Origin of the sequence: Chryseobacterium sp. KMC2 (assembly GCF_016756935.1) — a bacterium.
GTDB classification, from domain to species: domain Bacteria; phylum Bacteroidota; class Bacteroidia; order Flavobacteriales; family Weeksellaceae; genus Chryseobacterium; species Chryseobacterium rhizosphaerae.
Map to the genome: position 1 here is coordinate 118,651 of NZ_JAESIT010000011.1, position 13,361 is coordinate 132,011.

At 36.2% G+C, this 13,361-nt stretch carries 14 protein-coding genes; 5 read left to right on the top strand and 9 right to left on the bottom strand.

All coding sequences use genetic code 11. From position 1 onward, the window contains the following. Positions 1 to 17: 17 nt before the first annotated feature. Together JML65_RS14455 and JML65_RS14460 are read left to right on the top strand one after the other, a co-directional pair. Positions 18 to 587: a Crp/Fnr family transcriptional regulator gene (locus JML65_RS14455; RefSeq protein ID WP_202271240.1), complete on the top strand. Its 570-nt coding sequence runs from the start codon at positions 18 to 20 to the stop codon at positions 585 to 587. A 209-nt stretch (positions 588 to 796) separates the two neighbouring features. Continuing rightward, positions 797 to 2,071, top strand: a complete 1,275-nt coding sequence (locus JML65_RS14460) for an adenylosuccinate synthase (RefSeq protein WP_202271241.1) — start codon at positions 797 to 799, stop codon at positions 2,069 to 2,071. A gap of 98 nt (positions 2,072 to 2,169) precedes the next feature. Here JML65_RS14460 and JML65_RS14465 read toward each other — a convergent pair whose 3' ends face one another. The 6 genes from JML65_RS14465 to JML65_RS14490 form a co-directional block, all read right to left on the bottom strand. Then, entirely contained in the window at positions 2,170 to 3,495 is a 1,326-nt protein-coding gene (locus JML65_RS14465) for a M12 family metallopeptidase (RefSeq protein WP_202271242.1), read from the bottom strand. Between the two features lie 497 nt (positions 3,496 to 3,992). Further along, positions 3,993 to 5,747, bottom strand: coding sequence for an aspartate--tRNA ligase (gene aspS / locus JML65_RS14470; protein ID WP_202271243.1), 1,755 nt, complete (start codon positions 5,745 to 5,747; stop codon positions 3,993 to 3,995). Between the two features lie 134 nt (positions 5,748 to 5,881). After that, complete coding sequence (locus JML65_RS14475) at positions 5,882 to 6,241, bottom strand: ankyrin repeat domain-containing protein (RefSeq protein WP_202271244.1); 360 nt, start codon at positions 6,239 to 6,241, stop codon at positions 5,882 to 5,884. A 173-nt stretch (positions 6,242 to 6,414) separates the two neighbouring features. Then, the gene (locus tag JML65_RS14480; RefSeq protein WP_202271245.1) at positions 6,415 to 6,861 is read right to left on the bottom strand and encodes an ankyrin repeat domain-containing protein; all 447 of its coding nucleotides are present in this window, start codon (positions 6,859 to 6,861) and stop codon (positions 6,415 to 6,417) included. Between the two features lie 12 nt (positions 6,862 to 6,873). Continuing rightward, on the bottom strand, positions 6,874 to 7,077 hold the full coding sequence (locus JML65_RS14485) for a helix-turn-helix domain-containing protein (protein ID WP_047488898.1): 204 nt from the start codon (positions 7,075 to 7,077) through the stop codon (positions 6,874 to 6,876). 2 nt (positions 7,078 to 7,079) lie between these two features. Further along, positions 7,080 to 7,664: a DUF2975 domain-containing protein gene (locus tag JML65_RS14490; RefSeq protein WP_202271246.1), complete on the bottom strand. Its 585-nt coding sequence runs from the start codon at positions 7,662 to 7,664 to the stop codon at positions 7,080 to 7,082. Positions 7,665 to 7,874: 210 nt separating this feature from the next. On the opposite strand from JML65_RS14490, the gene JML65_RS14495 reads away from it, so the two are divergent. Next, a complete protein-coding gene (locus JML65_RS14495) occupies positions 7,875 to 9,269 on the top strand; it encodes an MATE family efflux transporter (RefSeq protein ID WP_047488906.1) in 1,395 nt (464 codons plus the stop codon). Between the two features lie 129 nt (positions 9,270 to 9,398). Then, the gene (locus JML65_RS14500) at positions 9,399 to 9,518 is read left to right on the top strand and encodes a 30S ribosomal protein THX (RefSeq protein ID WP_081989009.1); all 120 of its coding nucleotides are present in this window, start codon (positions 9,399 to 9,401) and stop codon (positions 9,516 to 9,518) included. A gap of 60 nt (positions 9,519 to 9,578) precedes the next feature. Here the strand turns inward: JML65_RS14500 and JML65_RS14505 are convergent, their stop codons facing one another. The 3 genes from JML65_RS14505 to JML65_RS14515 form a co-directional block, all read right to left on the bottom strand. Continuing rightward, entirely contained in the window at positions 9,579 to 10,235 is a 657-nt protein-coding gene (locus tag JML65_RS14505) for a DUF937 domain-containing protein (RefSeq protein ID WP_047488909.1), read from the bottom strand. Positions 10,236 to 10,318: 83 nt separating this feature from the next. Next, positions 10,319 to 11,578: a protein O-mannosyl-transferase family gene (locus JML65_RS14510; protein ID WP_202271247.1), complete on the bottom strand. Its 1,260-nt coding sequence runs from the start codon at positions 11,576 to 11,578 to the stop codon at positions 10,319 to 10,321. A gap of 2 nt (positions 11,579 to 11,580) precedes the next feature. Continuing rightward, positions 11,581 to 12,090 carry a DUF2480 family protein gene (locus JML65_RS14515; protein ID WP_047488918.1) on the bottom strand — a complete coding sequence of 170 codons (510 nt, stop codon included), beginning with the start codon at positions 12,088 to 12,090 and terminating at the stop codon, positions 11,581 to 11,583. 159 nt (positions 12,091 to 12,249) lie between these two features. Between JML65_RS14515 and lpxB the strand changes: the two genes are divergently transcribed. Further along, positions 12,250 to 13,353, top strand: coding sequence for a lipid-A-disaccharide synthase (gene lpxB / locus JML65_RS14520; protein WP_047489041.1), 1,104 nt, complete (start codon positions 12,250 to 12,252; stop codon positions 13,351 to 13,353). Positions 13,354 to 13,361 lie beyond the last annotated feature (8 nt).

The following is a 13,361-nucleotide window of genomic DNA, read 5'->3' on the forward strand; positions in this document are numbered from 1 at the left end:
TTTGCGGGCAAATAATCATGGATGAACTTTTTAATTACATCAAAAAATTTGGGGTACTGAGTGATCAGGAAGAATTACTCATCTCTCAGGGAATCCATGAGATTAGTGTAAAAAAGGGAGACAGTTTTGTAGAAGCAGGAAAAGTAAGTAAAAAGATTGCTTTTGTGAAGGAAGGCGTTTTCAGATCTTTGTATTATAATAAGCAGGGAGATGACTTTACGCGATATTTTATCTATGAAGGAAGGTTTATCGGAGACTTTCAGGGTTTTACAGATCAGGTATCTTCTCATGAATACATTGAAGCTGTAACCGATGCCTTACTGCTTGTTATTGATTGGGATCATTTCAAGATTCTGGAAAAAGAAATTGTCATATGGCCTGTCTTATTTGCCAGAATTCATGTCTTTGTAGCAGAAAATAAACTTAAAGTAGCGAGTATCATGCTGAACCAGGATGCTAAAGCCCGCTATATTCATTTTTTAAACCATTATCCCGGCCTTGCTAACAGGGTTCCTCAATCTATGCTGGCTTCCTATCTTGGGATTACGCCATCTTCCCTAAGCAGGATCAGAAGAAATATCTTATAGTATTTTAACAGACAATACCAATTTCCATAAGAGGCAGAGCATATTCTGTTTCCTAAAATGATCAATCCCCAAAACTTTACCAAAGTTTAAGGGGCAGACTGTCAGTCTGGTACATTGTACGTGGCACAATATAAAATCCCACGCTTTTTGCCAAATGACAATGGTTCTCATGTCTGGCTAACCTAATTTTGCAGCATAAAATTAAAAATATGGATATTGTATTAGGATTACAATGGGGAGATGAAGGTAAAGGAAAGTTTATTGATCTTATCAGTGAAAATTATGACATTACAGCACGTTTTAATGGTGGATCTAATGCTGGACACAGTATAGAAAGGAATGGGCGAAGAATCACTCTTAAAATGATTCCTTCGGGGATCTTCATGAAAGGGGTACAGAATGTGATTGGTACGGGAACTGTTTTAGATCCTGTAAGCTTTAAAAAAGAAATTGCAAATCTTCAGGCTTTTGATGAAACGGTTCAGCCGGAAACGAATGTGATTATTTCATTGAAAGCTCACTTTGTATTGCCTACTCATAAGCTTCTGGATGTTTTTATGGAGGAGAGTCCTGATTATACAACTATCGGAACTACAAAAAACGGAATTGCACAAGCGTATTCAAATAAAATTTTAAGACAGAATGTAAGAGTAGGAGATATGTTTGCTCCTGACTTTAAAAGCAGAGTACGGCATATTTTAGAGAGAGATTACAAAATGCTTGCAGAAGGGAATGTGGAGCTTCCTTCTTTGGAAGAAATAAGCAACGAGTTTTTTGAAGCGGTAGATTTTCTTAAGAGGTTCAACTGTACAGAAACTGAAATCTATTTGAATACCGCTTTAAATGAAGGGAAAAATATATTGGCCGAAGGATCTCAGGCGGCCATGCTGGATATCGATCATGGTACTTATCCATACGTAACCTCTTCGTCTACTACGGCGGCGGGAGCCTGCAGCGGATTAGGTATTTCACCGAAAAAAATGGGTGAGATCTACGGGATTGCAAAAGCCTACTGTACTAGGGTTGGAAACGGAATGTTTCCTACAGAGCTTTTTGATGAATTGGGGGAAGAGATCAGGATAAAAGGAAATGAATTCGGCTCTAATACGGGAAGACCACGCAGAATTGGATGGTTGGATTTACCTGCTTTAAAATATGCTGTTATGATCAATGGAGTCACCCAATTGGTATTGACGAAAGCTGATGTTTTAAGTGGATTGAAATCAGTAGCTATCTGTACACACTATGAACTGGAAGACGGAAAAATAGAAAAGATTTCCGCCGTGCTTCCGGATAATGCAAAACCGGTACTGAAGTGGATGGAAGGATGGAACGCCGATTTTTCCAATATGAAAAACAGCTCCGAATTGCCTCAAGAATTACAAGACTTCCTGACGTTTTTGGAGGCAGAGCTGGGTATTCCTGTAGCTTACCTTTCTATAGGCCCGGGAAGAGAGCAGATTTTGAAATTAAGCAGTAAATAGTTAAGGCAAGTAGGTTTACCGGTGTTTATATAAAACAGAGGAGGTTAGGAAATTTATTTCCTAACCTCCTTACGTCTGGAAGAATGAAAAAGTTTAAGTTAATTGACCTTTGTAAGTTTAAAACGTTGCTTTGTATACGGCTGAACCGTTGTATCCGTACTACCGATTACAATAGGCGTAAGATTAGTTGTCAAACCATCTTTTACCTCTAATCGCAAGGATGGTGCATTTTTAGGAGCGAACCCAAAGCCATTATTTCCCAGATTGAACAATAACCATTTCTGAGAATCTGTATTAGAATTGGTTCTTAATTCTACAGCTGTTCCATTCAGTGTTCCGCTATTTTTTACGGTTAATACCTTTGTAGGATCCACTGAAGATTTGATGATATAATAACCATGATCTGACTTGGTGAACGTAAATTTCTGATTATTTCCTGTAGAGGCTGAGTTCAGAATAATATTAACTCCATCTGTAATGGTACTTCCGGAAATATCTAAATTTTTATCACTTGCTAAAGATGTTGTCAGCGTATAAGTTCCATTGATTGCAGAAGTGGCATTAACAGGTCCATACAAATGGTTAATTCCAGCATAATCACCAGCAGACAATGCTGTTCTTTGCTTGGTAAAAGTAGAACCGTCCAGTTTAGTCATTACAGGTTTGCTTGTATCAATAGCAAAGTCTGTGGACTGATACATCATTACTGACCCGAAATCAAATTCACCATTTCCTGCGTAATCATGGTAAAGGTTGAAGTTATGTCGGCTTCCTTCTATTGCCCTGTTAACATCTACAATAATATATTGATCTCTGTCCGGACGGCATTGTTTATGCATGATTCCCATAGAGTGCATCACTTCGTGAGCAATAATTGCGGGATAGGTAATATTATAAATTTTAATACCATTAACTGTGTTTTTTCCCCATCCAAGTGGAGAACTGTTTGTACTAGTAGAATAAGTAAAGGTGATATATTCAGTTTGATTGGTACGTTGAATAAATTGAACACTGGTTTGAGAGGAAATCATTTCAAACGCTTTGTTAATATTGGTAAGAAACGTATTATAATTCTGGGTACTCAGGCTTCCCTGGCTAGGTAATGTATAGTATACTGTTGCATTTGGCCATGTCTTAATAAAGGAGCTGACAATTGTACTTTTCTCCATTGTTGACAATTCAGAATTGGCCTGCATCTTTAATTTGTTAAATTGTTCGGAGGTAATAGTAATATCATCTGCATAAAAATATTCACCATTTACTTCATTGACATAAGTATAATTCCCATTAATTGATAATTTGTGAATCGTTGTGCCATTGAGCTTCGATGTTGTATGATCAATTGAAGCGTTTTCGGTATCTGACCTACATGAATTCATTGCCAAAACAAGGCATCCTGATAAGACTAATAATTTGCTTTTCATATAATATTAAATATTGGTTTTATTGATAAATTTTTCCAAATACGAACAGCGGCTCATCAGCATATGGAACATAGTACAGAGGTAAATTAATTCCTAAGTTTGATCTTAATTATCATTCAGCTGTGTTTTGTAAATATAATAACAAAAGTTGTATTTATATACATAATATAATGGTTGTTTTACTGCTTACTTTGCTTTACTTATGTATTTATTTCGTTGAAATATTGATTGTTTGTTTAAATTTTCCTATTAAATCGTGAATGAAGTTATTTCATGAGTAGTTGATATAAGATTAATATAATCCTAATATTATGAGAAAGTTTGTTTTATTCTGGTAAACTCAAACGTATGTGGGAATCCATCTTATAGACAGTAGAGTAGTATCACATCCGAATAGTTGCTTTTAAAAAGAATGATATCGGCAAATGAGGAGCTAGACTGGATGTTTCAGTAATTTTGGGTAAAAAAAAAGCGGAGAAAAAATCTCCGCTTTATATTTATGCTTTTAAATTCAATTGAAGTTCTAGTTCATCAAGCTGTGCATCAGCAATGGAAGCCGGTGCATCGATCATCACATCTCGCCCTGAATTATTCTTAGGGAATGCAATATAATCTCTGATGACCTCATTGCCATCAAGGATAGCTACTAAACGGTCAAATCCAAAAGCTAAACCACCATGTGGAGGTGCTCCGTATTTGAATGCGTTCATTAGGAATCCAAACTGAGCTTCAGCTTCTTCTTTTGTGAATCCTAACAGGTCAAACATTTTTGACTGTAAATCTCTATCAAAAATTCTGATAGATCCACCACCAATTTCATTTCCGTTCAATACCATATCATAAGCGTTAGCTCTTGCTTTACCCGGATCAGTTTCCAATAAGTGGATATCTTCCGGTTTTGGAGAAGTAAACGGATGGTGCATTGCATGGAATCTTTCAGTGTCTTCATCCCATTCCAACAGAGGGAAGTCAACTACCCAAAGAGGAGCAAATACATTTCCTTTTCTCAACCCTAAACGGTTTCCAAGTTCCATTCTTAAAGCAGAAAGCTGTGCTCTTACTTTATTCTCATTTCCGGAAAGAATTAACATTAAATCTCCTTCCTTCGCTCCGAATTTTTCAATGATCTTCGCAAGGTCTTCTTCATTGTAGAATTTGTTGACAGATGAGGTCTTCACACCATCATTCTGGAATTTTGCCCATACCATTCCTGAGGCACCAACCTGTGGACGTTTTACCCAGTCTACAAGCTCGTCAATCTGTTTTCTCGTATAGTCTGCACATCCTTCTACATTAATCCCTACAACCAGTTCAGCTTCATCAAATATTTTGAAATCTTTTCCTTTTACCAGTTCATTAAGTTCTACAAACTCCATCCCGAAACGGATATCGGGTTTGTCGTTTCCATATTTTTTCATCGCATCTGCGAAAGTCATTCTTGGGAAATTTCCAAATTCCTGACCTGTAATATCTTTTAAAAGAGTTTTAGTCATTCCTTCAAAAACATTCATGACATCTTCCTGCTCTACGAAAGCCATTTCGCAGTCTATCTGTGTAAATTCAGGTTGTCTGTCCGCTCTTAAATCCTCATCACGGAAACACTTTACAATCTGGAAATACTTATCCATTCCACCTACCATCAAAAGCTGTTTGAAAGTCTGTGGAGACTGTGGTAATGCATAAAACTGCCCAGGATTCATTCTGCTTGGAACCACAAAGTCTCTGGCTCCTTCCGGTGTAGACTTGATCAAAACAGGAGTTTCTACTTCAATAAAACCTTCATCAGATAAATAATTTCTTACTTTCTGTGCCATTTTGTGACGGAAGATCAGCTTATCTTTTACCGGATTTCTTCTGATATCAAGGTAACGGTATTTCATTCTCAGCTCTTCTCCACCATCGGTTTCATCTTCAATAGTAAAAGGTGGAAGTTGTGAATTATTAAGAACAGTCAGTTTTTCTACTAAAAGTTCAATTTCCCCCGTTGGAATATTGGGGTTTTTACTTACTCTTTCAATGACTTTTCCGGAAACCTGAATTACAAATTCACGGCCTAATTTCTTAGCTTCTTCCATTAGCTGTGCTGAAGAGCGATCCTGGTCAAAAACCAACTGAGTAATTCCGTAACGATCTCGAAGATCTATCCAAATCATAAATCCTTTATCACGGATAGTCTGTACCCATCCTGATAGTGTAACTTGTTCATTCAGATTTTTTAGAGATAGTTCTCCATTGGTGTGTGATCGAAACATAATTATTTGTTTAAAGTTCAATGTTTAAGGTTCCTATCCGAACCTTGTTTTTTTCGATGGCAAAGATAAGGTTTTTACAGGTTTTATAAACAAAAAAACTTCCTTTCGGAAGTCTTGTATATTTTTAATGAATTTTAGTTTTTAACTGCTCCATGCTCTATCAGGAGTTTTGCAGTATCTTCACTTTTTCCTATTTCTGCTAATTCCAACGGAGTCTTGTCTTTACATTTCTTATTAATATTTGCTTTGTTGTCCAGTAGAAACTTGACAAGAGTTTTGCTTCCATATAATGAACTGAATCCAAGTGGGGTATATGCTTCCTGGCCAATCGTAAAACATTTATTGTAATCTCCGGGAGCAAACTGTTTTTTAAAGGCAGCTATATTGTCAGAATTGATTGCTCTCATTTTCGCTTGGGAAAGTTGCTGTGCAGAAAGCATACCTGCATATAATGATATTCCAAATAGAAAGAGTGTAGAGATTATTTTTTTCATAAGAACTATTTTTAAGAATATACAAATCTAACTAAATTTTATTATCAATTGCTAAGTTTTGTTAATAATTGTAGTGGTTTATCTAGGGTATTGGTTCGAAAATAATAATAAAAATTATCTAAAAACCTTTCTTTATTGTCATTTGAAAATGTCGAATAAAAAGAATTGCATTATTATTCCAAAAGCTTAACAGCCTCTGGCTTTTCATATTTCTTGGCATAGTCCAAGGCAGTATACCCTTTTTCAGTCTTAGTATCTTTTTTAGCACCGTTTATTAAAAGTTTTTTCAGCAGCTCTGTATTGCCATACTTGGCAGCAAACATTAAAGGAGTCTTTCCATCACATGCTTTTTCTATATCGGCTTTTTCATCAATCAGCTTTTGAAACACCTCTTTACTGTTCATTTTAATGGTTAATCCTAATAAGGTGTAGGCATTGTTTTCTATTTGATAGCATGAGTTGATATTCTCTTTATTGACCAGTGTGGGAAAGTAGGCTGTATTATCATACTTCAGCATTTGTTTATGCTCGTGGGTGAGTTCCTGAGCAGAGATAAACAGTACAGTGCACAGTCCGAATACCAGACTGAGTATTTTCTTAGGGATTGAAGATAATTTCATGGTTTTTTATTTTTAAGGTTTAAATTCTAATATATCACCTGGCTGGCAGTCTAAAGCAGTGCATATTGCTTCCAAAGTAGAAACTTTTATGGCCTTGGCTTTTCCATTTTTCAAAATGGAGAGGTTAGCCTGAGTTATTCCTATTTTTTCAGCTAACTCCTGAGATTGCATTTTTCGTTTAGCAAGCATTACATCTATATTGATAATAATAGGCATAGTTATATTGTTAAGTCAGTTTGTGTCTGGAGTTCATATCCTTTTTTGAAGAACTCGATAATGAATATAATGATGATACCTGTAGCAAGGTGAAGCAGGATAAACATAGGATCAATGCTGTATACTGACTGATCTATGAAATATAAAACGATTGAGTAAATCGGTATGAATATGATGTTGAGGAAGGCAAATTTTCTTAAATACCGGATGGTTTCTTTATTAAAAATGATATCCGTACTCATTCCTTTAAAAATCCTGAACAAATAAAAAGTAAACAGGCTGTAGAACCCAAGAAAAAATAATATTGAAGTGAATGTAGAGAACGTAAAATTTCCTTTAATAACAGCTTCAGAAAATGGTATATTGAACTGGAATGCAAGAGCATTGGATGCAGTGCTGTCGACCTCATTATTAAAATTTCCGGTTTTAAAAATATCAGAGAAAAAAAGGGTTTCCTGATGAAGGTTGGTGTAGGCAACAATAAATCCGAAGATGAGATAACCTAAGTACAGCAATTGACCCATACAGCCAATCAGTAATATTTTGCTTAAGATTGTAGAGATAGATTTTTCGCCAATTAATTTCATGGGTGTTCATTTTATTGTTGTAAATATATAAATATTTATTGATTTACGATAAAAAATTATTGTAATTTTATTTTTGAATGAATTGTTAGCTCAATAAAGCTCAATTCTGCCCGGAACAGAGCAAAGATTTGTCATCTCTATAAAACTTTCCATATGCTAAGTCTTAATTGTTTTTGAATTGATATTTTTGTCAGGTAAACCAAAAATAGAATGACAAAATATATCAATTTCATAAAAAGAGCCCTAAGCGGAGAAGAAGTAGATTATACTAAAGTGGGTATAAGAAGTGCTGTGCTTTTTTTAGCAATACCTATGATGTTGGAAATGGCAATGGAATCGGTATTCGCTTTAGTGGACCTGTATTTTGTCGGACATTTGAAAGAGAGCGGTTTTGCCATTCAGACAGTGGGCCTTACAGAATCTGTACTTTCTGTAATGTATTCTATTGCTATCGGAATGAGTATGGCTGCCACAGCATTGGTAGCGAGAAGAATTGGAGAAAAGAATCCGGAGCAGGCTTCCAGAAGTGCTGCACAGGTTGTATTGGTTTCATTTGTTATCACGTTTGTCTTGAGTTTACTGGGGGTTGTCTACGCAGAGGAAATTTTAATCCTGATGGGGTCAAAACCCGAAGCGGCAGCTTATGGTAAAGATTTTACAAGAATTATGATGGGAAGCAGTACAGTGATTATGCTCTTATTTTTAATTAACGGAATCTTCAGAGGAGCAGGAAATGCTATGATTGCAATGAAAAGTTTATGGATCGCCAATATTGCCAACATCATCCTTTGCCCCATCTTAATTAAAGGATTAGGACCGGTTCCGGCAATGGGGCTTACTGGGGCAGCATTGGCCACAACCATAGGACGAAGTATTGGAGTGCTGTATCAGCTTTATCATCTTTTGATTGCGGATACCCAGATCAGGATTAGAATGGATTACTTTAAACCGGATTTTGAATCTATCAAATCTATTATAAAAATTGCAACCCCTGGAATTTTTCAATTTGTGATTGCTTCATGCAGCTGGATTTTTCTTGCGGAACTGGTAGCTACCACAGGTGGAGAAAATGCTTCCGCCGGTTATCAGACCGCACTGAGACTGATGATGTTTTTTATGCTTCCAGCGTGGGGATTAAGTAATGCCGCCTCCACCTTGGTAGGGCAAAATATGGGTGCTAATGAAATGCTGAGAGCAGAGCAGGCAGTCATGAAAACGGTGAAGTATAATGTGATTTTTATGTTAGCCGTCAGTCTGATATTCCTTTTTATGGGTAATTTTTTGGTAAGTTTCTTTACTCAGGAAACCGAGATCATGAATTTTGCAAAGAATGCCCTGCATATTATGAGTATAGGATTTATTTTTTATGGAATAGGTATGGTGATGATCAATGCCTTTAATGGAGCTGGAGATACCTGGACACCTACATGGGTCAATCTTTTTGGGTTCTGGCTGTTTCAGATTCCTTTGGCTTATTTTCTTGCAAAGCATTTTGGAATGGGACCTAAAGGTGTTTTTATTTCAATCCCGGCAGCAGAAACTCTTATTACCATCGTAGCCTTTATTTTATTTAAAAGAGGAAAATGGAAAAATGTTAAAGTGTAACAAAGACTAAGGCAGAACTATTGTACTCTTACCTAAAATCCATCCTGTTTTAGCAGTTTTTAACACTGTAATTGATTGGATTTTAATGGTATATTTCCTATATTCGTAGAACAACAAACATTTAATACTATGGGAAAAGGAGACAAAAAATCTAGAAGAGGTAAAATTAATTCGGGAAGTTATGGGAAAAAGAGACCTAGGAAAGCTTCAAGATCTATTGTAGCCTCTGAAGAAAAAACTAAGAAATAGTATAAGTAAAAAAGACCGAAGAATTAATCTCCGGTCTTTTTTTATAACAAATTAAACTAATTATTTTCCAAAAATATTTCCAAGGATACCTCCCAGGCCTCCTTGCTGTTGTTGAGTATTACCTCCACCACCAAGTACACTTCCCAGTATATCATTCAGTGGATTTCCTGATGATTGTGATTGTCCACCATTACCAAGTACGCTGCCAAGAATGTCATTTAAAGGACTTGATTGCTGAGCCTGTGCCTGGCTGGATGCGTTTCCAAGGATTCCCCCCAGAAGATCACCTAGGCCTCCGGCACCTACATTGTTTTGCTGTTTTTGTTGGCCAATATATCCCATTACTACAGGAGCTAGCATGGCCAGGATTGGTCCCAGTTTATCTATTGAAATTCCTGTATTTTGGGAAAGCTGGTTTTCTACAGTGCTTTTTTGCCCTCCGAAAATGTGATCAAGAATAGATCCTCCTTCAGCCTGTCTTGCTTCAACTTGTGATGCATCATTTAAAATACTGCCATTATGATCTTTATCTAAAGCGCTGTTTAAAGCTTCCGCTTCTTTAGCATCCTGAGATTTATTTCTTAAGTAAGAAATGATAAGAGGTGTGGCTACTGCCAATAAGGCGATGACCTGATTTTTGCTGATTCCAAATTTGTTTTCAGCCTGTTCAGCAACCTGGTTGCTGGTGTTCCCTGTAAGTAGGTCGATTAAGCTCATTTTTTGTGTTTGTTTAAAGTATTAACTATCTCAAAGTTATCAAAAAATATGGTTCATAAAATGCCTTCAGGTCATAATTATTGTTAAAGTTTTCTGATCTCTTTTTCAGTAAATCCTTTGCTTTTTAGGAGCTCAATATATATTTCTGCCTCTTCGGTCATCCAGAAGATAAGATCGGGGGCTACTTTCTTGTCTATTGTGAATTCCAGAATCCCCACATTGTTATTCATCCATGGATACATATAATATTCCAGTCCGCCCTTGTATTTTTTATAATTACCAAAATCCTGTCCTTTTTCAGTTGATGAAACAATTTGAAGGGATAGCACATAGAAGAGGGGAATGAAAATACATACCCATGACCATTTTTTTACCCACGGATATTGTACCTGAGATAGTCCATAGCCTATAGATAAAGCAAAAATCATATTGAAAGGGATAAAGAAAACGTAGTTATCCGTAACAGCATAGAACGTTGCAAAACCATATACACATAACGAAGCGGTAAAGAAAACAAAAAACATTTTCTTATTTGTCCGGTATAAAAAATAGATCCCGGCAATCCCTAAAAGTGTAAAGACATTAAAATTATAAATGATATAGACTACAGATTTAACGAGGTCCTGAAGGTATTGTACAAATGTTTTTTTGAATGAATTGGAAAGCCATTCTCCTCGTTCAGAAAAATAAGGAGAACTTAAAGATAACCCCTGGGAAACATTAAGAACGGTAATGGACCCGAAGATCAGTAAAAAAATCAATAAAGAGGAGTAGACATACTTAGTTTCTTTTCTGAAATAATACAGAAATAAAATAAAAGCTGGAATCAGCAGAATATTCTGAATATGCACCCAAAGACTGATGGCAAAAAAGAATCCGGCTAAAGGAATGTGTAGCTTCTTTTGCTCTGCAAAACTTTTGACCAGGGAAAAAAAGAAAAGGCTTAGCCATAGTGAATTATAGGTATAAACCTCTACAATTTCTGCATTTTTCCAAAACGTAAAACTAAATCCAAAAATAAATGCTGCTGCAACAGAAGCCCATTCTAGCTTTGTAATACTTTTTACGGTAAGATAGATTACGGAAACAGTAAGGGCACCAGACGTGATAATTAAAAACCGACTGGCTTCAATAGCATTGATTCCTGTAATATTCTTGATAAAAATAGCGGTATTGACATACAGAAAATGAGTAGTCGCTGTAGCCGTTGTCTCAAAATCTCCCTGTTCTACGGGAAGTATAAAACCGATAGCGTCAGCGAAAGGAATTCTTGTAAAACTGCCGAGATAGTAAATAAGTAAGAAAATAAAAAATATAAAACCTGCAGATATATATTTATTCATTCCTAGTTCTTTATGATAGGGACATTAGAGCATGCTTCTCCAAACATCAGCGACTTTACAAGTGGCTTTAGCTGTTCTACCAGTTCGATGTAGGCATTTTCCGGAATTTCTTTATCTGAGCATCCTTTTACTAAAACTCTTTTCCCTCTCATCTCTTCAAAATCATAAGTCTGAATAGCATTGTGCATCAAAATAACTTCCAGATCCTCACGGTTTCCAAAAACTATTTTTTTAGCAACCTCCGTAAGCTTGGCTGTCAATACAAAATAAGCCCAAAGAGGAATAATGGTATCCACAGAATTATAGATGTAAATATAAGCATCCTTATATTCATCAACATTGATGAGCTCCACTTTTTCACGGAAATCTTTTTCTTTCAGAATCATTTCCTGAAAAAGAAAGTCTTTAAGGTCAATACCCTTTCTCTGCCCTTTTGGAAGCAACGTACTAAGGTCAAAATTTACAAGGCCGCTTTCCGCAACTTTATTTCGGATTTCAAATTCTTCTGACATTTTTATCATTATCTTTGAACAAATTTACAAATTAAGATCAATATATATTTTAATTTGTTCTCTATCCTTACCATAGAGACCGCCCATGATTCATAATGATCCGATAATGGTAGGTTTACAGTGGGTATTAAAAAACAAATAATAAAGATTTCGGAAGAAATGAAATATTACATTATTGCAGGAGAAGCTTCCGGTGATCTGCATGGGAGCAATTTAATGAAAGCTTTAAAACAAAAAGATCCGAATGCGGAATTTCGGTTTTGGGGCGGAGATCTGATGGAAGCTCAGGGAGGAACACTGGTTAAGCATTACCGTGACCTGGCTTTTATGGGATTCTTGGAGGTTGTTATGAACTTGAGGACCATCCTAAATAATATTGCATTCTGCAAAGAAGATATCAGAAAAAACAGACCGGATGTTTTAATATTGGTAGACTATCCCGGTTTCAATTTAAGAATTGCCAGATTTGCCAAGGAGTTGGGAATCAAAGTAGTTTACTATATTTCTCCACAGCTTTGGGCATGGAAGGAAGGACGTGTGGAAACCATTAAAAAATATGTGGATGAAATGATGGTCATACTTCCGTTTGAAGAAGATTTTTACAGAAAACATGGTGTTCATTCCCATTTTGTAGGACATCCTTTGCTTGATGCTATTTCGGATCTTAAAGAAATCAGTACAGAGCAGTTTAAGAAGGAAAACGGATTGAATGACAAAGAAATTATAGCCCTTCTGCCGGGTTCCAGAAAACAGGAAGTGGAAAAAATGCTTGAAATAATGCTTTCGGTAAGGGCTCATTTCAAGAACTACCAGTTTGTGATCGCCGGGGCACCCAGTCTTCCGAAAGAATTTTATCAAAAATATGTGGATGACAATGTTCATTTTGTCTCCAACAGAACTTATGATGTATTGAGATGTTCAAAAGCAGCTCTTGTAACTTCCGGAACGGCTACTCTGGAAACCGCCCTGTTGAATATCCCTGAAGTAGTCTGCTACCGAGGCAGTACAATTTCGTATGCAATCGCCAAAAGATTAGTGAAAAATATCAATTACATTTCTTTAGTCAATCTGATTATGGACAGAGAAGTGGTGAAAGAACTGATTCAAAATGATCTGAACACTAAAAATCTGGTAGATGAGCTTGCCAAAATTTTAGAAGGAGAAAAAAGAGAACAGGTACTGAAAGAGTATAGCCTTCTAAGAGAAAAGCTGGGAGGTAAAGGGGCTAGTGACCATGCGGCTGAGGTGATTTTGAAGGTCTGAAATTTATT